The sequence below is a fragment of the Tropicimonas sp. TH_r6 genome, from assembly GCF_033101155.1.
In the GTDB taxonomy this organism is placed as follows: domain Bacteria; phylum Pseudomonadota; class Alphaproteobacteria; order Rhodobacterales; family Rhodobacteraceae; genus Tropicimonas.
In genome coordinates this window covers 15,814-33,456 of the sequence record NZ_JAWMPX010000027.1, presented here as the reverse complement: position 1 = coordinate 33,456, position 17,643 = coordinate 15,814, and the positions used below count along the sequence as shown (strand labels likewise).

The following is a 17,643-nucleotide window of genomic DNA, read 5'->3' as shown; positions in this document are numbered from 1 at the left end:
AAACGGGCAGTGCGGCGATGAACGAATTGACGACGGTGGAGGATTCCGCCCCGGAATTGGCAGCGCAGGCGACAACGGGCAGTGCAATGGAGCTTGCAGCTCCGCATAATGTCGAGGCCGAGCAGCAGCTGCTGGGCGCGATCCTGACCAATAACGACGTCTTTGACAGGGTCGCGTCCATAATCACCGAAGAGCATTTCTACGATCCGGTTCATGCCAAGATCTACGAGGTCGCCAAGGCCCGGATCGCCAAGAACCTGCAAGCCACCCCGGTCACGCTGAAGGCCTTCATGGAGGACCATCCGGGGCTCAAGGAGCTGGGCGGGCCCGCCTATCTGGCCAATCTCGCCGGCAGCGCCGTGGCGAGCTTCGCCGCCGGGGATTATGCACAGATCATCTATGACCTCGCCATCCGCCGCGAGCTGGTGACGCTGGGCAAGGATATCGCGGCCAAGGCAAACAACGTCGACGTGGCCTCCGAGCCGCGCGAACAGATCGTCGAGGCCGAACAGGCGCTCTATAAGCTGGGCGAGGCCGGCAAGTCCGATACCGGCTTCCAGAGCTTCCTGCGCGCCGTGACCGATGCCGTGCAGATGGCCCATGCCGCCTATCAACGCGAGGGCGGGATGGCGGGCATCTCGACCGGCCTGACAGATCTCGACAAGAAGCTCGGCGGTCTGCACCCCTCGGACCTTCTGATCCTTGCCGGGCGCCCCTCGATGGGCAAGACCTCGCTGGCCTGTAACATCGCCTTCAACATCGCCAAGGTCTACAAGCGCGGCCTGAAGCCGGACGGGCGCGAAGGCGCGGTGAATGGCGGCGTCGTGGGCTTCTACTCGCTGGAAATGTCGGCCGAACAGCTCGCCTCGCGGATCCTGTCGGAAGCCTCGCGCATCCCGTCGCACAAGATCCGGCGCGGCGATATGACGGAGGACGAGTTCCGCCGCTTCGTCGCCGCCGCCAAGGAGCTGGAATCCTGTCCGCTCTTCATCGACGACACGCCCGCGCTGCCGATCTCCCAACTCGCCGCCCGCGCCCGGCGCCTCAAGCGGACCCACGGGCTGGACGCGCTCTTCATCGACTACCTGCAGCTCGTCCGCCCGGCCACGGCCAAGGACAGCCGCGTCAACGAGGTCTCGGAGATCACCCAGGGCATGAAGGCGCTGGCCAAGGAGCTCGAAATCCCGGTTATCGCGCTGTCCCAGCTCTCGCGCCAGGTTGAGAACCGGGACGACAAGCGCCCGCAGCTCTCGGACCTGCGGGAATCGGGATCGATCGAGCAGGACGCCGACGTGGTGATGTTCGTCTACCGTGGCGAGTATTACAAAGAACGCGAGAAGCCGCCCGAGAACGATACCGAGCGCATGGCGAGCTGGATGGAAGACATGGAAGCGCTGCATGGCAAGGCCGATGTGATCATCGGCAAGCAGCGTCACGGCCCCATCGGTGATGTGGCGCTGGCCTTCGAAGGCGAGTTCACCAAGTTCAGCGACCTGGTCCAGCCCTGGCAGCAGGGCGAGGACGGGTATCAGTAGATCAGGACGCGATCTCGACGGGACGACCGGTCCGCGAAGAGGTTTCGATTGCCTCGATCAACCGGTGCGATTGCAGGGCCTCGCGACCCGTAACACACGGGGCGCGTCCGGTGTGAAGGGCCTCGATGAAATCCTCGATCACGGCCTGGTGCCAGGCGTGATTGCCCGTCAGGGGCGAATCTTCCGGCATGGGTTCGGGTTTTGCTTCGACCTGCCGGCGTCCGTCCCGCCAGCTCACCTCAAGCGAGTCCTTGTCCATCCGCAGTGAGCCGTTCTCGAAATGCAGCGTGATCGTTTCCGTCCGGTGCGGGAACATCGCGGTTGAGGCGACAAACGAGCCGGCCGCGCCATTGGCGAAGCGCAGCCCCGCCACGGCGAAATCCTCCGCCTCCATCTTGTGCAGGGGAGTCGTCGCGGTCATCGCCTGAACGCTGGACACGGGGCCGGTGAGGCTCAACGCGAGATCGATGGAGTGGATAGCGTTGGTGATCATCACACCGCCGCCATCGCGCGCATAGGTACCCCGGCCAAGCTCGTCATAATAAGACTGCTCCCGCCACAGCGGCACCGCGATCTCCAACAGGCCGAGCTTGCCAAGCGCGCCGCTCGCGACATGCCGCGCCGCCGCGAGAGCCGGCGCCCGCATCCGGTGCTGGAACAGCACACCGAGCGACACCCCCGCACGTTCGCAGATCTCGACGACCTCCAGTGCTTCCTTCGTCGTCCGACCGACCGGCTTCTCCAGAAGGATATGCTTGCCCGCGCCCGCCAGTTCCTCAATGAGCGCTCGGCGGACGCTCGGCGGCGTCGCGACGATCGCCATCTGGATCGATGGAGAAGCGGCGACCGCCGCAACATCTGCCGAAAAGCTGGGCGTTTGCCCGTCACAATACTCGGTGAGATACCGCGCACGGTCAGGGTGCCGGGAGACAATCACTTCGAGTTTCGCCACGTCCTGTGCAGCCGAAAGCGCGGCCACATGGGTCTTCGCGATCATGCCAGCCCCGAAGAGCGCGACCCCGATACGCGGCGTTTTGACCGAATTCTCCATGTTTCCAGCTCCTGGATGATCTTTTCGAACATCTATCCGGCAAGATCGCCCGGGACGCCAGCGCAAAGCCGGCAACCGCAGGATGGCGGCCCGAGAAACGGACTTCGGCGACGGGCCTCGCCAATGGCAAATCAGCGAACAACAGCGCCGTTGCGTCTTTACGTGTGGATGACGGTCTTGGTGATTCCACGGTGAAATCACAGCGAGAGATCGTCCCGCGCTATCGAAGGTGCGAACTCTGCCTTTGGCAACAAGCGGAACGGAGTCTCCGTCGTTCTGGCCGAGAGTATCCGGTCGCAACGAAGGGTGCGCGGACCGCCCCTCAGGTGATCAAATGCAACAACATACCAAATCGGGTATTTCAGCAGAAGATAGTGAGGCGCGATCTGGCGTTCGGACGTTTCGCCGTCTTCTCTTTGATATCGTATCTCCAACACCGTCTGATTGATGAAGGCTTGGTGCAAGGCCTGAACGACGCGCTTCGGCGGAGCGCTCGCGCCCGCCTGCACATAAGTTGATGCTGTGACCCCGATCATTACGCGCGATTTCAGTTGGTCTACCTGCTTACGCTTTTCCGGAGAGAATGAAGCCACCATCTGCCGCCGAACGGACCCAAGACTCGCCAAGAATATCGGCGATCTCATTTGCTCTGCCACCGCGATACTGATGAGAAGATCGACTGCTTCAGCGTAAGGCAAATTCAACCTGCCCACGCCCCAATTCCGATCGAGACGCACGCCACCACCACGCCCTCGATCTGCGTCGATTTGCATACCCTGTTCCCGCATCACGGACAGATCCCGCGCAATCGTACGCGTGCTGACGCCATGTTGCCGCGCAAGATCTTTGACCGTGCAATGTGCGTCCTGCTTGAGCTGAACAGCGAGCAATTCCATCCGCCTCAGCCTCTCATGTGCATTTGTTCGCTTCATGGATCAAATACGACATAAAATGTCATATTTATCAATATGACGACGGGCAGGCGGAGCCCGCAATTGATCTTCGTCCTTATGAAACGCGAATTGCCCCACCAAAGGCGCTGGAGAGAAACCTATGAAAATGAACTATTTTGTTGTCGGAACGAACGACATGGACGCGTCAAAAGTCTTCTACGACGCACTGTTCGCGGATGCGGACCTTCAAACCGTTTCGCCGAACGACCGCATGACCTACTGGATCGGGGAGGACTTTGCCTTCGCAGCGGCGATACCCTTCGACACAAAGCCAGCCACCAACGGCAATGGCACGATGGTTGGCTTTTGCGTTGGCGACAAGGAAGACGTCGTAAGACTGCACGGGTTGGCGATTTCACTCGGCGGAACATGCGAAGGTGCGCCAAATCAGCGTGGGCCGAAATTCTCCGCATATGTGAGAGATCTTGACGGCAACAAACTGTGCTTTTCTGACTAGGAGACAGCATGAGAGATGACGTCCGCTCGAATATGAAATGCTTCCAGAAGCGGGCGTCGGTCCGTCTCGCAGCATCAGGTCAAGCGGACCCCGCAGCGTCGTTTACCGCGACGCCACTGGAATGGCGGCTTCTGGGTCGGCGAGTGATGTTGCACACGGGAAATGTCGATGCGTCGTGACCAGAAGTTTCGCTCGGGACGGTGACGGTTTTTCGAACATTCCGGACATCGGCGAAATCTCGAGAAAGGGGCGCCTCTCCTCGCGCTGGCCGCCTTTGCAGGATTAAGCGCGGAGGACGCGGCCCTATTCAACATGTTTCTCCGGGCTATCCGTCCACCCCTACAGCACATCTCGCAAAGGGCCTGCATCCGCCCCCGACCCTCTCTTTCCCCTTGACCTTGCCCGCCGGTTTGGCACAACCGCTCCATGGCGACTGGTACTCTCACGATTGATCTCGACGCGATTGCCGCAAACTGGCAGGCGCTGAACTCGAAATCCGACGCGTCCGTGGAAACCGGCGCGGTGGTCAAGGCCGATGGCTATGGGCTCGGCGCCGCGCGGGTGGCGCGGGTGCTGGCCCGGGCCGGGGCACGAACCTTTTTCGTGGCCGTGGCAGAGGAAGGCGCGGCCGTGCGCGAGGCGCTTGGGCGCAGCGCAGAGATCTATGTCTTCGGCGGGCATATGGCCGGCGACACGGACATGATCCACGATCTCGACCTGATCCCCATGCTCAACTCGATCAACCAGTTGACCCGCCATTTCGAAGCGCTTCCCGGCGCCCCCTTCGGATTGCAGCTCGACACCGGCATGAACCGGCTTGGCCTCGAACCCGCCGAATGGGCGGCCGTGCGCGAGTTGGCCCTGAGCCAGGCGCCGCGCCTGATCATGAGCCACCTGGCCAGCGCCGACGCGCCGGACTCGCCCCAGAGCGCCGACCAGCTGCGCCAGTTCCTCGAAATGACCGACGGCACCGACATTCGCCGGTCGCTCTCGGCCACCGGCGGCACCCTGCTCGGGCCGCAATATCACTTTGACCTGACCCGCCCCGGCATCGGCCTCTATGGCGGCATGCCCTTCGCCAACGCGAAACCCGTCGCCCATGTCTCGCTGCCCATCATCCAGACCCGGCTTGTCGCTCCCGGCGAGGTGGTCGGCTACAACGCCACCTGGACCGCCCCCGAAGAACGCCTCATCGCCACCGTCGCTGGCGGTTATGCGGATGGGCTGCTTCGGGCGATCTCCGGCAAGGGCAGCCTCTGGCATGACGGCGTCGCCTGCCCCATCGTCGGTCGCGTCTCGATGGACCTGATCACCGTCGACATCTCCGCCCTCTCCGAGATCCCGCCCTCGTTGGACATCCTCTGCGCCGAGCAGGGCGTGGACGATGTCGCCACGACCGCCGGGACCATCGGGTACGAGGTCCTGACCTCGCTCGGTGCGAGGTACGAGCGCAAGACCATCGGCGGTCTGGCGTGAGCGCCGCGATCACGCGCCCACTCGCCGCCATCGGCCGGCCCGTTCTCGCTGGTCTCGCAAGCATCGGGCGCATGGTGCTCTTTGCCGCCGCCGTGATCAGCCATATCTTCCGCCCCCCCTGGTATCCGCGCGAATTCCTGCATGCCGTGATGACCATCGGCTGGTACTCGCTGCCCGTGGTCGGGCTGACCGCGCTCTTCACCGGCGGCGCGCTTGCACTGCAGATCTATGACGGCTCCTCGCGCTTCTCGGCCGAGGCCGCCGTGCCCTCCATCGTCGCCATCGGCATGGCGCGCGAGCTCGGCCCCGTGCTCGGCGGCCTCATGGTCGCCGCCCGCGTCGCCTCCTCCATCGCCGCCGAGATCGGCACGATGAAGGTCACCGAACAGATTGACGCTCTGGTCACCCTCTCGACCAACCCGATCAAGTATCTCGCCGTCCCGCGCGTCCTCGCCGCGACGCTGACCGTTCCGGTCCTCGTGGCCGTGGGCGACAGCATCGGCATCATGGGCGGCTGGTTCGTCGGCGTGAACCGGCTGGACTTCAATTCCGCCGCCTATCTGCAGAACACGATCGACTTTCTAGAAGTTTCGGACGTCATGTCCGGGGTCGCCAAGGGCGCCGTCTTCGGTTTCCTCGTGGCACTTATGGGCTGCTTCTATGGCATGAATTCCGGGCGCGGCGCACAGGGCGTCGGCAAGGCGACCAAGCTCGCGGTGGTCTCGGCCTCGGTGCTCATCCTGGGCTCCAACTACCTTCTCACGGAGCTCTTCTTCTCGGCATGATCCAGCTCGAAAACGTCCATAAATCCTTCGGAGCGAAGCAGGTGCTTCGCGGCGTGACGCTGGAGGTGCCCAAGGGCGAGTCGATGGTCATCATCGGCGGCTCCGGCACCGGCAAATCCGTCACCCTAAAATGCATCCTCGGCCTGGTTCACCCGGACAAGGGCACGATCACGCTGGACGGCCAGCCGGTCGAGAGCGGCGACCGGGACGCGTTCCTCGCCCGGTTCGGCATGCTCTTCCAGGGGGCCGCGCTTTTCGACAGCCTCACCGTTTGGCAGAATGTCGCCTTCCGTCTGTTGCGCGGCCGGCAGAAGCTGCCCAAGGCTCAGGCGCGCGAGATCGCCATCGAGAAGCTGCGCCGCGTCGGGCTGGTGCCGGAGACGGCGGATCTCTTTCCGGCGGAGTTGTCTGGCGGCATGCAGAAACGCGTGGGCCTGGCCCGCGCCATCGCCGCCGACCCCGAAGTGATCTTCTTCGACGAGCCCACGACCGGGCTGGACCCGATCATGGCGGGCGTCATCAACGAGCTGATCCGCGAGATCGTGGTCGAGATGGGCGCGACGGCGATGACCATCACCCATGACATGACCTCCGTGCGCGCAATTGCCGATGATGTCGCAATGTTGCATGACGGCGTGATCAAGTGGTCCGGAACGGTTTCGGAAATGGACGCTTGCTCAGATCCTTACGTTCAGCAGTTCATTCATGGGAAGGCCGACGGCCCGATCGCGGCTGTTCGATAAGGTCAAAGTCTTCGGTTCCTGAACACCGCGCATTCGGCGTGTCTCCGCGCCATTCTGAACTCGGACTCACCGCAAGCTCGCAATTCGGCACGCAGCCCGCTTTCCGAGCATCCCCGTCCTTCCGACAACAAAGCACGCCCCGCCCCCTTGCAACCGCCCGCGCGCCGTGATCGAGGGAAACGGAAGGGGAAGACCATGTCCGACACGCAACGCGGTATCCTGGCCATGCTGGCCGCCTGCACGATCTGGGGCCTCTCGCCGCTCTTTTACAAGCAGCTGGCCCATGTGCCGCCGCTGGAGGTGCTGTCCTACCGAACGCTCTGGTCTCTTGGTGTCTTCGGCGTCGTGCTGATCCTGCAGCGGCAAACCGGCCAGCTCTGGAGCTTCCTCGGTCGACGCTGGCCAATCGCAGCCCTCGCAGCGCTGCTGATCTCGACCAATTGGGGCTTCTATATCTGGTCGATCCAGGTCGGGCGCGCCATGGAGGCCTCACTCGGCTATTATATCTTCCCACTTGTCGCCGTCCTCTTTGGCGCCCTGTTCTTCGGCGAGCGTCTCGGTGCCTTGCAGTGGTTTGCCGTCGCCCTGGCCGCGACGGGTGTGCTGGTTCTGACGCTGGGGCTCGGGCTCGTGCCGCTGGTCGCGCTGACGCTGGCAACCACCTTCGGCCTCTACGGGCTGATCAAGAAACAGCTCCGCAGCGGCGCCATCATCTCGGTTACGGCGGAGGTTCTCTTGCTCGCCCCGCTCGCGATTGTCTGGCTCGGCTGGATCGGCAGCGGCGCGGCGGGCGGCGCACAGGCGCTCGACTGGCAGAGCCAGACCCTGCTCGCGCTCTCAGGTCCGATAACGGCCGGCCCGCTGATCCTCTTCTCCTATGCCACGCGCAAAGTGCGGCTGGCGACGGTCGGGCTGCTGCAATATCTCAACCCGACGCTACAGTTCCTCTGCGCCGCATTGGTCTTCGGCGAACCCTTCACCCAGTGGCACGCGATCACCTTCGGGCTGATCTGGGCCGCGCTCGGCCTCTACTCCGCTCAGGCACTGCTCTCGGACCGCGCCGCGCGCAGGCGTTCCATCAACGCGGAGAGATCCGGAACGGTCTGAACGAAATCGAGCAGGCTCGCTTCGGCAAAGCCCTGCGCGACCACATGCTCCATCAGCGCGTTGAGCGGTGCCCAGTAATTGCCGGTGTCGAGCAACAGGATCGGCTTGGAATGCAAGCCGAGCTGCGCCCAGGTCACCGCCTCGAAGAACTCGTCCAGCGAGCCAGCGCCGCCGGGCAGTACAACGATGGCATCGGCATTCATGAACATGACCTTCTTGCGCTCATGCATCGTCTCGGTGACGATGAAACTTGTCAGGTCCCGCTTGCCGACCTCGCGGTCGAAGAGATGGATCGGGATGACACCGAATGTCTCGCCGCCCCCGGCCTGTGCCGCGCGCGCCACACGCCCCATCAGCCCGATATCCCCCGCGCCATAAACGAGCCGCCAGCCCTCGGCAGCAATTGCCGCGCCAAGCGCCTCCGCAGCCTCCGCATAAGCCGGTTCGACCCCGTCCCGGGAGCCGCAATAAACGCAAATGGAAAAGTTTTGTGACATTGCTGCATATCCCTGACGCTAGCTCTCGTGCTCCGGTGATAGCGGGCTTGCCATTGGGGCTCAAGCCGCGCAGGGAGAGACCGGGATGTCTTGGAAAGAACGACAATGATCGGAAAAGGCCATTTCGGCAGTGCCGGCAGCGTCGCTACCGGTGTTGGCGCCGGAATCGTCATACTTGCTGGCATGGCTGGCATTTATACCTATTTCGTCGGAGCTCCGGAGCCCGCCGTCCCTGCAGCGAGCGTCGAGGAAACCAAGCTCGCACAGCCCTCGGAAGCGCGCACCGCTGCGGACGAGACCAAGCCGCACGTTCCCGCCCCAGAAACACAGACCGACGCTGCCCCCGAAACGCAGACCGACGCTGCGCCTGAACCGAAACCGGCGCCGGACACGCAGGCCAAACCGGTCGTGCCACCGGTCGCGCTTCCCCGCTTTGGCGATGTCCGGCTTGAAGCAGACGGTCAGGCCGTCATCGCCGGCTCCGGCCCGGCCGGGTTCGCGCTGCGGCTGGAAGAGGACGGCACAGTTCTTGGCACCACTCAGGTCAATGGCTCAGGCGATTTCGCCATGCTGCTCGAGCTGCCGCCAAGTGCCGAGGCCCGGGTGCTCTATCTCGTGGCCGTGGACGAGGACGGCACCGAACATCGCTCCGAAGAGAGCATCGTCCTGACCCCGCCCGCGCCGCCGCCATCCGAGCCCCTCGTGGCGTCCCTGCCGGAAGAAACGCCGGACGAAACGGACATCAGCGATGCGCCTGTCGTGGCAGAAACGGAGCCCTCGGCACAACCGGACATCCCGGCGGACCCGGCGGAGGAAGAACCGACGGCCGCCGAGGACTCTCCAGAGATCGCGTCGCTTGAGCCCGAAGAAGACGAACCGGAAGCCCCAGCGGACAACGCTGAAGTCCTAGCGCAGGCCCCCGAACGCCCGGTCGAAGAGGTTGCGGACGAGCCGACCCTCAAGACGGACCGGCCCGCTGAAGTGACGCCAACAGTGCTGCTGGCCGGCCGTGACGGCGTCGAGCTGCTGCAGCCCGCAGCCGCCCCGCGCGAGCGGCTTGAGAACCGAGTCGTCGTTGATGTGATTTCCTATGCCGGCGATGGCAGCGTCTCGCTCTCCGGGCGCGCTGCCGCCTCGCCGTCACAAGATGATCGCGTACGGGTCTATCTCGACAACAAGCCGGTCGAGACCTCCCAGGTCGGGTCCGATGGAAACTGGAGGATGGGCTTGCCGTCCGTCCGCCCCGGTGTCTACACGCTGCGGGTCGACCAGCTCGACGAGAGCGGGCAGGTGGTTGCGCGGTTCGAAACGCCGTTCAAGCGCGAGGATCCAAGCGAGCTGGCCCGCATCGGGCCGCACGACGCGACACCCGGCGAGGTATCGGCTGCCCTTATCACGGTCCAGCCGGGCTACACGCTCTGGGGCATCGCCTCGGAGCGCTATGGCGACGGCTACGACTACATCCAGATCTTCGAGGCCAATCGCAGCCAGATCCGCGATCCCGACCTGATCTATCCCGGACAGGTTTTCGAGCTGCCTGACGGCGACGCCGACAGCGCGAACTAGGCCGGATCAGTTCGGAGACGCGGACAGGATGGCGGCCTCGCCCAGCCCAAGACGGCGCCGGACAGGCGGCCCATAGGCGGCGGGATCGATAAAGACACTCGGATGCTGCCGCTCGAGAACCGCGCGGTCCGTCGGTGCAAGTGCAAAGAGATCCGCCTCGTCCGGGTGGAAGCTTTCGCAGGGCATCCCGGCCGCGGTAAGGACCTGATGGCGGTCCAGCATCAGGTGCACATAGGTCACCTGTGTTACGTCGAGATCCTCGGAAACACCCGGACGCCCCAACAGATCTTCGGCCCGCACCAGCACCTCCCTCTCGGCAAAAAGCGCACGCGGCCCGCGTCCGGCCATGAGCAAGCGGTGCCCGCGCGAAACCAGAAGGTCCGGCTCTGGCCGCGCCGCGCCGAACGCGTCTGCCACAATGCGGATCGGGCGCAGGTGCGGTTCAAGATGCAGCCGCGCTCCGGAGATCTTGCGGGATCCGACCCAGAGGATCGGTTGCGGCCCGTCATCGCGGGTCTCAACAAGGTCGCCCGGCTGCAGGGCCTCGACAGAAACTCGCCCCTTGGGCGTCGCGATCGGCGTGCCAGCGGCGAAGCAGATCACGCCACCCGTCGGTGCCATCCGCGCCCGTGCCTCGGCGCGCGACGTGGTGGTGACCCGCGCCACCCAGAGATCCGTATCGCCCGGTGGCAGGTCGCCCAGAAACGCCACGAGCCGGTCGCGCCCGGTGTCGGTCTCGATGATGCTGGCGGCAAAGGCGCGGCGTCCGTCGGTGAGCAGGAAGCCGCGATCCAGGAGCTGGTCTTCCTCAAGCTCGAGCATATCCCGATCCGGCATGTGCATCACCTGTCCGCAGAGCTGTCGCGCCTTGCGGGCGGCGCGCCGGTGCAGTTCCTGCGCCTCAACGCCCGCGCCCAGACGCGCGATCCCATCGGGACCATCGACCCGCATCGCCCGACCGGTCCAACGCCAAGTCGCGCCCGGACGCAGATCCTCCGGATCGCCCCCGGGGAGGTCGTCAAGGATGATCTGTGTCCAACGGATGACGAAGGTGCCGGTTACACCCGTACCCATTTCTGTAGCCTGCTCTTTTGTTCTGATCTTGTGCCAAAGGCGTAGCATGGAATGCGTGCGCGCGAAAGAGTCCTGGCCTGAGGCCGCGCGCATGATCCGTTGCTCGGATCGACGAGCCCGTCGTCTTGGCGGGGGGCGTTTCACAGCAGAAAAATGCCCGAAAGGCGTCGAGCGCCCGGATCAGGCGAAATGCATGGCGATCTGGCGGCGATGCGGTCGGGTACGATGCTCGAAGAGATAGACCCCCTGCCAGGTGCCGAGCCGCATGCGCCCATCCCAGACAGGCACGGACAGGCTGACTGGCAGGAGTGCTGCCTTGATATGCGCCGGCATGTCATCCGGGCCCTCATAGGTGTGGCGCAGATAGGCCATGGACGGATCTGTCGCTGGCGGCACCAGGCGCTCGAAGAAGGCCTTCAGGTCGTCCTGCACCTCTGGGTCGGCGTTTTCCTGTATCAGGAGCGACGCGGACGTATGGCGCAGGAGTAGCGTCAGCAGGCCCTCAACCGCCCCGATCTCGCGCAACCAGGTGTCGATCCGCCCCGTCACTTCGTAGAGTCCCTGCCCCCTCGTATCGACGTCGAGCATCCGTTGCATTGTCAGACCAATCCCCGTTGCATGAAGTGTTTCAGGCTGTTGGCGCGGACGGCCATGGAATGACCGGCACCCGGGTCTGCATATCCTCTCGCCTGGCGGCGCAAAAGACCACGATTCCCATCTTCAACGGCGTTGGCGCAGTTTTCGGCATCGTCCACTAGAATACGAAATGGCCAGAACACAGGTCGCGCCTCAGAAATCCGCAGATACTCGCGTCGCGCCTTTAGTTCAGTTGCCCGGAAGAGCCCTTCTCGACACTGCACAACGCCTCCGAATGGCCCACGGAGGCAGACTGGCCAACCCGCGGACCGCCCACCCGCAGCGTATCCTCCAGCGGTTTCTCCGACGCCTCAGGCCCATTGACCGCGAAAACGACGGCAAGCCGGTTCTCGCGGTAACGGCTCGGGACACGGACAGCCGTGACCACGAGGCGGTCCGTCTTTCTTGCACCGAGCTTGAGAGTGGCAAAACGTCCGGCGGAACAGAAATACTCCGCCTTTCCCGCGCCCGCCCGGGTCAGGATTTCGAAGGATTGCGCCGTTCCGACGGCCTGAAGCCCCTCCGGTGCCGCGCGGATCACCGCCTCTTGCGCCGGGACCGCATGGCCCATGACAAGCAGTGCCAGAAGCGCCGTTCCAACCGTCATACTCTTTCGCATCCTGCACCCTCATGTTCCGTGGGACCGCCTATCTCCACCTATCCTATACCAGCTCTCACCCCGCACCAAACCGGGCTGGTCACGTTGCCGCGACATCCTCGGCCAACTCCCGCCAAGGTGCGGGATCCCAATATCGGATCGCTGCACCAGAGGTCGATGGCAGCACCCAGACCGGCGGCAGGCCCGTTGGATAGCAAACACCTGGCGGTGGGTTTCTCTTCAACCCCAGGGCAATACGGGCCGATGTTCGCCCCGTGAAGGCGAGCCGATACGGCTGCCAGAGATCAAGGACGCACCGCAGCCGATCCGGATCGAACGCCGTCGGCGCGAGGTCGCCATCGACGCCGGAAGCCTCCTTGGCAAGATCGGTCAACCCGAGACCGTATTCCAGCACCCGGGCGTCCTCTTCGGGCGCCAACCGCTTCGGGGTCAGCCCCGTCTCCTGCAGGATGGCCCAGAAACGGTTTCCCCGCCCGGCGTAATAATGACCAATGGCCGCCGATCTGGGACCGGCGGCCATGCCGCAGAATACAATGTCGAGATCTGGCGCGAGATAGTCGGGCAGGACCGGCATCAGCCGAACACACCATCGCCCTTCTCGTCGATCAGGATCTTCGCCTTGTTGGCCGAGATCTCCTGCGCATCCGTCTCCGACTGGCAGACATCGGCGCGGATCAGCTGGTGGGTCTTCACTTCGCCGTCGATCTCCTTCTCGATCCGGGCCGCGACTCGGTAGCCGCCAGCCTCCTTGATCGGCTCGGGGAAGACGTTGAACCCCTTGTAGATTTCCGGCTCGGCAGCAGGTTTTCCGCCGCCGCCACCGAAGAGACGAGACAGTATCGACATTGCTCCCCCCTACTGGTCGAGGAAACTGCGCAGCTTCCGGCTCCGGCTCGGATGCTTGAGCTTGCGCAGTGCCTTGGCTTCGATCTGGCGAATCCGCTCTCGGGTGACCGAGAATTGCTGGCCAACCTCTTCGAGCGTGTGGTCGGTGTTCATGCCGATGCCGAATCGCATCCGCAGGACACGCTCCTCACGCGGCGTGAGCGAAGCCAGAACGCGGGTCGTGGTCTCCTTCAGGTTCTCCTGAATGGCCGAGTCGAGCGGCAGGACGGCGTTCTTGTCCTCGATGAAATCGCCAAGCTGGCTGTCTTCCTCGTCGCCGATGGGGGTTTCGAGGGAGATCGGTTCCTTGGCGATTTTCATCACCTTGCGAACCTTCTCCAGCGGCATCTGCAGCTTTTCCGCCAATTCTTCCGGTGTCGGCTCGCGGCCGATCTCGTGCAGCATCTGGCGACCGGTGCGGACCAGCTTGTTGATCGTCTCGATCATGTGGACCGGGATCCGGATCGTCCGGGCCTGGTCGGCAATCGAGCGCGTGATGGCCTGACGAATCCACCATGTTGCATAGGTGCTGAACTTGTAGCCGCGGCGATACTCGAACTTGTCCACGGCCTTCATCAGGCCGATATTGCCTTCCTGAATGAGATCAAGGAACTGCAAGCCGCGGTTGGTGTATTTCTTGGCAATGGAGATCACGAGCCGAAGGTTCGCTTCGACCATCTCCTTCTTGGCCTGCCGCGCTTCCTTCTCGCCCTTCTGGACCTGCTGGACGATGCGGCGGAACTCGGGAATGTCGACGCCGACATAGGTGCCGACCTGCGCCATCTCCGCGCGCAGCTCTTCGATCTTGCCCGAGGAGCGGTCGAACAGCGCCGCCCAGCCCCGGCCAGGTTTTTCGCCCATCCGGTCCATCCAGGTCGGGTCCAACTCGTAACCCTTGTAGGCCTCGATGAACTCGCGACGGTTGATGCGGGCCTGGTCCGCCAGCTTCACCATGTTGGAATCGATCGACATGATCTTGCGGTTGATACCGTAGAGCTGGTCGATCAGCGCTTCGATCCGGTTGTTGTGCAGGTGCAGCTCGTTGACGAGCTCGACGATCTCGGCGCGCAGCTTCTGGTAGGTCGCCTCTTCCTTGGTCGAAAAGGAGCCGTCCTCGTTCAGCGTCGCGGACATCCGCGCGTCCTGCATTTCCTCGAGATCGGTAAAGTCGCGGGCAATACGGTCGAGAATGTCGAGAACGCGCGGCTTGAGCGCGGCCTCCATCGCGGCGAGCGACATGTTGGCCTGCTCGTCGTCGTCGTCTTCTTCTTCTTTCTTGATCGGGTTGCCGTCAGCGTCGTATTCCGGCGTCTCGGTCTTGTCTTCCGGTTTTGCCTCGACATTGAGGCTGTCGACGACGGGCGCTTCTTCCTCGTCCTCCTCCATGCCGCTGCCGAAAGTCGTCTCGAGATCGATCACATCGCGCAGCAGGATCTCCTCGGAGAGAAGTTCCTCGCGCCAGATCGTGATGGCCTGGAAAGTCAGCGGGCTCTCGCAGAGCCCCGCGATCATCGTGTTGCGGCCGGCCTCGATGCGCTTGGCAATCGCGATCTCGCCCTCGCGGGACAAAAGTTCGACAGACCCCATCTCGCGCAGATACATCCGGACCGGGTCATCCGTGCGGTCGAGCTTCTCGGTCTCGGTTGTAGCGACGGTGACCTCGCGGGAGGTGGAGGCTTCGACCACTTCGGTCGAGCCGGACTTCTTGTCGCCGTCCTCGTCCTCGGCTTCTTCGCCCTCGATCACGTTGATGCCCATCTCGGAGAGCATCGACATCACGTCCTCGATCTGCTCGGAAGACACTTGGTCGGGGGGAAGCACCTGGTTGAGCTGATCGTAGGTGATGTAGCCCCTCTCGCGGGCTTCTGCGATCATCTTCTTGACCGCAGTCTGACTCATGTCGAGCGAAACTTCCTGCTCTCCGTCGTCGGGCTTGCGGTCTTCGGTGTCCTTGGCGGCCATCTAGAACTCCTGTCTCGCGGGCGGGCTCGGTCGCTGTGGCCCCGAATCGGGAGCCGAATCAGTACGAATCATTAGCGCGGTCAACGCTGGATTCCACCCCGCATATCCATTGAGGGCCGGAATGGAAAGACCGCCCCCCGCTCAATCCTGTTGCTGCCCCTTGGTTTCTTCCCCGGCGAAACCGATGGATTCCAGCAGCCTGTCCAAATCCGAGCGTTCGTCCCGGTCGATCCGGGCCCCGTTCTCGGCAATGTCGAAATCGGCGCGGTCACCATCGCTGTTGCTCACAGCCATTTCGCGCGCGCGGGCAGAGAGCGTCAGTCGGTGGCCGATCCATTCATCCGGCGCTTCCGCCATACCCGCCACTGCCTCCGCGACCTCCGCCCGCGTGCCGCGCAGCGCGGCCAGCTTGGCGATTTCCCCGGAGAGGCAGAGCCGTGCAAGTTCGACATCCCCCGGCTTTCGAACCGACGGGACCAGCGACACATGGCGCTCGGCCCGCAGGCTTTCAAGGGTACCGGGGCCAAGCACGTCACAAATGCGGGTCTCGATCTCGTCTTTCGTGTCTTGCGGGTTGCAGGCAAGCAACAGGCTGGCCAGTGCAGAATGCCCCTCGCCCTCGAACCAGGTCTCTTCAAGCACATGGGAATACTCGTCGAGCAGGGAGGGGGTGGCGATCAATGTGGCGAGAATGACGGCCTCGTAGCGGCAGATATGTTGCGCGGAAAGCTCCTTGGGACCGGCAAGATTGGATTGCCGCGTACTCTGTGTCGGAGCCTCGGCCGGCTTGAACTTGAAACGCCCGCCGCGCGGCTGCCACGCGGACTGTCCTCGTCCCTGCCCATATCCTTGTCCATATCCCTGCCCCTGTCCAACCGGGCCGTGACCGAAGCCGAACAGCTCGGAGCGCAGGCGGCGAATTTCCTCGGCGTAATGGCCACGGATGCCGGGATCGCTGATGCGCTTGATGGCTGCGCGCAGGGACTTGTCGAGGGCGGCGCGGCGCTCCGGGCTGTCGAGCACCTTGCCTTCCGTCTCGCGTTGCCAGAGCAGCTTGACCATGGGCTGGGCGGCATCGAGCAACGCCTGCATGGCTGGCGCACCCTCGGCCTTGATGAGATCGTCCGGGTCCTTCCCTTCAGGCAGGATGCAGAAGCGCAGCGACTGTCCCGCCTCCAGCAGCGGCAGCGCAACATCGACCAGCCGCATCGCGGCGCGCAGGCCGGCCGTGTCGCCGTCGAGCGCAATGATCGGTTCGGGATGGATGCGCCACATCAGGCGGATCTGGTCCTCGGTAATCGCGGTGCCGAGCCCTGCCACCGTGGCGCCGAACCCGGCCTCGCTCAGCGCGATCACGTCCATGTAGCCTTCGGCGACGATCAGCGGCGCGCCCTTGCCGGCGGCTTCGCGGGCGGGCCCGTGGTTGTAGAGGCTGCGCCCCTTGTCGAAGAGTTCGGTCTCAGGCGAGTTGAGGTATTTCGCGTTGTCGCCGGGATCCATGGCGCGGCCGCCAAAGGCGATCACCCGGCCCCGCGCATCGCGGATCGGGAACATGATCCGATTCCGGAAGACGTCATAGGGGGTGCGCCCCTTGTCCGAGGGTTTGGCAAGGCCGCAGCCGAGGATCAGGTCGGCGGCAATACCCTTGCCCGTGAGGTGATTCCAGAGATTCTGCCAGCCCTCTGGCGCGAACCCCATCTCCCAACGCTCCATCGCCTCGGGGGTGAGACCACGCGCGCCTGACAGATAGGAGCGCGCCGACGCGGCGGCGGCGGTCTTGAGCTGGAGGCGGAAGAACTTCACCGCCTCCTCCATCACCGCAGTGAGCTGTCCGCGCCGGTCTGCCTTCTCCTTCGCCTTCGGATCCCGAGCAGGCATCTGCAGGCCGGCCTCCTGGGCGAGAATCTCGACGGCTTCCATGAAGCCGATATTCTCGGTCTCCTGAACGAACTTGATCGCGTCGCCCTTCTCGTGACAGCCGAAGCAGTAATAGTAGCCCTTGCGGTCATCGACATGGAACGAGGCCGTTTTTTCCTGGTGGAAAGGGCACGGGGCCCAAAGATCGCCCTTCGCCTGATTCGACTTGCGCATATCCCAAATGACCTTGCGCCCCACGACCTGTGCGATCGAGGTGCGGGTGCGAAGCTCGTCAAGGAATCCGGGGGGCATGGACATCCGCCGACTATCGCCCCGCTGCGCGTCCAAGTCCAGATCCCGGGCGTGTCCCGACCCCGCTTTTCTGAGGACAAGATGAACGGAACCGTGGAACACCCTGTTGCTACGGGGCCCGGGTCGCC

General features: G+C 63.8%; 17 protein-coding genes. 7 read left to right on the top strand and 10 right to left on the bottom strand.

Features of this window, described 5'->3' with window-relative positions:
* The first annotated feature begins 17 nt into the window (after window positions 1-17).
* Complete coding sequence (locus R3X27_RS20290) at window positions 18-1,535, top strand: replicative DNA helicase (RefSeq protein WP_411572517.1); 1,518 nt, start codon at window positions 18-20, stop codon at window positions 1,533-1,535.
* A 1-nt stretch (window position 1,536) separates the two neighbouring features.
* Here the strand turns inward: R3X27_RS20290 and R3X27_RS20285 are convergent, their stop codons facing one another.
* Entirely contained in the window at window positions 1,537-2,586 is a 1,050-nt protein-coding gene (locus R3X27_RS20285) for a Gfo/Idh/MocA family oxidoreductase (protein ID WP_317710715.1), read from the bottom strand.
* 197 nt (window positions 2,587-2,783) lie between these two features.
* Window positions 2,784-3,482, bottom strand: coding sequence for a helix-turn-helix transcriptional regulator (locus tag R3X27_RS20280; RefSeq protein WP_317710714.1), 699 nt, complete (start codon window positions 3,480-3,482; stop codon window positions 2,784-2,786).
* Window positions 3,483-3,639: 157 nt separating this feature from the next.
* On the opposite strand from R3X27_RS20280, the gene R3X27_RS20275 reads away from it, so the two are divergent.
* The 5 genes from R3X27_RS20275 (at window position 3,640) to rarD (ending at window position 8,107) form a co-directional block, all read left to right on the top strand.
* Window positions 3,640-3,996: a VOC family protein gene (locus R3X27_RS20275; protein WP_317710713.1), complete on the top strand. Its 357-nt coding sequence runs from the start codon at window positions 3,640-3,642 to the stop codon at window positions 3,994-3,996.
* 426 nt (window positions 3,997-4,422) lie between these two features.
* Complete coding sequence (gene alr, locus R3X27_RS20270; RefSeq protein WP_317710712.1) at window positions 4,423-5,472, top strand: alanine racemase; 1,050 nt, start codon at window positions 4,423-4,425, stop codon at window positions 5,470-5,472.
* Window positions 5,469-6,257, top strand: coding sequence for an ABC transporter permease (locus R3X27_RS20265; RefSeq protein ID WP_317710711.1), 789 nt, complete (start codon window positions 5,469-5,471; stop codon window positions 6,255-6,257). Before alr ends, R3X27_RS20265 begins: the two co-directional genes overlap by 4 nt.
* Window positions 6,254-7,000: an ABC transporter ATP-binding protein gene (locus tag R3X27_RS20260; RefSeq protein WP_317710710.1), complete on the top strand. Its 747-nt coding sequence runs from the start codon at window positions 6,254-6,256 to the stop codon at window positions 6,998-7,000. Before R3X27_RS20265 ends, R3X27_RS20260 begins: the two co-directional genes overlap by 4 nt.
* A gap of 195 nt (window positions 7,001-7,195) precedes the next feature.
* Window positions 7,196-8,107, top strand: a complete 912-nt coding sequence (rarD, locus tag R3X27_RS20255) for an EamA family transporter RarD (protein ID WP_317710709.1) — start codon at window positions 7,196-7,198, stop codon at window positions 8,105-8,107.
* Here rarD and R3X27_RS20250 read toward each other — a convergent pair.
* Window positions 8,038-8,604 carry a TIGR00730 family Rossman fold protein gene (locus R3X27_RS20250; RefSeq protein WP_317710708.1) on the bottom strand — a complete coding sequence of 189 codons (567 nt, stop codon included), beginning with the start codon at window positions 8,602-8,604 and terminating at the stop codon, window positions 8,038-8,040. The genes rarD and R3X27_RS20250 overlap by 70 nt on opposite strands.
* Before the next feature lie 105 nt (window positions 8,605-8,709).
* Between R3X27_RS20250 and R3X27_RS20245 the strand changes: the two genes are divergently transcribed.
* Window positions 8,710-10,170, top strand: a complete 1,461-nt coding sequence (locus R3X27_RS20245) for a LysM peptidoglycan-binding domain-containing protein (protein ID WP_317710707.1) — start codon at window positions 8,710-8,712, stop codon at window positions 10,168-10,170.
* 6 nt (window positions 10,171-10,176) lie between these two features.
* On the opposite strand, the gene R3X27_RS20240 is transcribed toward R3X27_RS20245, so the two are convergent.
* The 7 genes from R3X27_RS20240 to dnaG all read right to left on the bottom strand — a co-directional run bounded on the left by R3X27_RS20240 (window position 10,177) and on the right by dnaG (window position 17,521).
* Window positions 10,177-11,244 (bottom strand): Hint domain-containing protein, encoded by a 1,068-nt coding sequence (locus tag R3X27_RS20240; protein ID WP_317710706.1) that lies wholly within the window; start codon window positions 11,242-11,244, stop codon window positions 10,177-10,179.
* 180 nt (window positions 11,245-11,424) lie between these two features.
* Window positions 11,425-11,841 (bottom strand): secondary thiamine-phosphate synthase enzyme YjbQ, encoded by a 417-nt coding sequence (locus R3X27_RS20235; RefSeq protein ID WP_317710705.1) that lies wholly within the window; start codon window positions 11,839-11,841, stop codon window positions 11,425-11,427.
* A 223-nt stretch (window positions 11,842-12,064) separates the two neighbouring features.
* Window positions 12,065-12,499 carry a hypothetical protein gene (locus R3X27_RS20230; RefSeq protein ID WP_317710704.1) on the bottom strand — a complete coding sequence of 145 codons (435 nt, stop codon included), beginning with the start codon at window positions 12,497-12,499 and terminating at the stop codon, window positions 12,065-12,067.
* A 79-nt stretch (window positions 12,500-12,578) separates the two neighbouring features.
* Window positions 12,579-13,073: a mismatch-specific DNA-glycosylase gene (locus R3X27_RS20225; RefSeq protein WP_317710703.1), complete on the bottom strand. Its 495-nt coding sequence runs from the start codon at window positions 13,071-13,073 to the stop codon at window positions 12,579-12,581.
* Entirely contained in the window at window positions 13,073-13,345 is a 273-nt protein-coding gene (locus tag R3X27_RS20220) for an HlyU family transcriptional regulator (protein WP_317710702.1), read from the bottom strand. Before R3X27_RS20220 ends, R3X27_RS20225 begins: the two co-directional genes overlap by 1 nt.
* Window positions 13,346-13,354: 9 nt before the next feature.
* Window positions 13,355-15,346 (bottom strand): RNA polymerase sigma factor RpoD, encoded by a 1,992-nt coding sequence (rpoD, locus tag R3X27_RS20215; RefSeq protein ID WP_317710701.1) that lies wholly within the window; start codon window positions 15,344-15,346, stop codon window positions 13,355-13,357.
* A 141-nt stretch (window positions 15,347-15,487) separates the two neighbouring features.
* Window positions 15,488-17,521 carry a DNA primase gene (gene dnaG / locus R3X27_RS20210; RefSeq protein ID WP_317710700.1) on the bottom strand — a complete coding sequence of 678 codons (2,034 nt, stop codon included), beginning with the start codon at window positions 17,519-17,521 and terminating at the stop codon, window positions 15,488-15,490.
* Window positions 17,522-17,643: the final 122 nt, after the last annotated feature.

Bases quoted from the DNA above. Each gene is read 5' to 3' on its own strand.
- R3X27_RS20240 (WP_317710706.1), bottom strand. From the start codon at position 11,244: ATGGGTACGGGTGTAACCGGCACCTTCGTCATCCGTTGGACACAGATC.
- R3X27_RS20260 (WP_317710710.1), top strand. From the start codon at position 6,254: ATGATCCAGCTCGAAAACGTCCATAAATCCTTCGGAGCGAAGCAGGTG.
- R3X27_RS20220 (WP_317710702.1), bottom strand. From the start codon at position 13,345: ATGTCGATACTGTCTCGTCTCTTCGGTGGCGGCGGCGGAAAACCTGCT.
- R3X27_RS20275 (WP_317710713.1), top strand. From the start codon at position 3,640: ATGAAAATGAACTATTTTGTTGTCGGAACGAACGACATGGACGCGTCA.
- alr (WP_317710712.1), top strand. From the start codon at position 4,423: ATGGCGACTGGTACTCTCACGATTGATCTCGACGCGATTGCCGCAAAC.
- R3X27_RS20290 (WP_411572517.1), top strand. From the start codon at position 18: ATGAACGAATTGACGACGGTGGAGGATTCCGCCCCGGAATTGGCAGCG.
- R3X27_RS20245 (WP_317710707.1), top strand. From the start codon at position 8,710: ATGATCGGAAAAGGCCATTTCGGCAGTGCCGGCAGCGTCGCTACCGGT.
- R3X27_RS20280 (WP_317710714.1), bottom strand. From the start codon at position 3,482: ATGGAATTGCTCGCTGTTCAGCTCAAGCAGGACGCACATTGCACGGTC.
- R3X27_RS20225 (WP_317710703.1), bottom strand. From the start codon at position 13,073: ATGCCGGTCCTGCCCGACTATCTCGCGCCAGATCTCGACATTGTATTC.
- R3X27_RS20230 (WP_317710704.1), bottom strand. From the start codon at position 12,499: ATGCGAAAGAGTATGACGGTTGGAACGGCGCTTCTGGCACTGCTTGTC.
- rpoD (WP_317710701.1), bottom strand. From the start codon at position 15,346: ATGGCCGCCAAGGACACCGAAGACCGCAAGCCCGACGACGGAGAGCAG.
- R3X27_RS20285 (WP_317710715.1), bottom strand. From the start codon at position 2,586: ATGGAGAATTCGGTCAAAACGCCGCGTATCGGGGTCGCGCTCTTCGGG.
- R3X27_RS20250 (WP_317710708.1), bottom strand. From the start codon at position 8,604: ATGTCACAAAACTTTTCCATTTGCGTTTATTGCGGCTCCCGGGACGGG.
- rarD (WP_317710709.1), top strand. From the start codon at position 7,196: ATGTCCGACACGCAACGCGGTATCCTGGCCATGCTGGCCGCCTGCACG.
- R3X27_RS20235 (WP_317710705.1), bottom strand. From the start codon at position 11,841: ATGCAACGGATGCTCGACGTCGATACGAGGGGGCAGGGACTCTACGAA.
- dnaG (WP_317710700.1), bottom strand. From the start codon at position 17,521: ATGTCCATGCCCCCCGGATTCCTTGACGAGCTTCGCACCCGCACCTCG.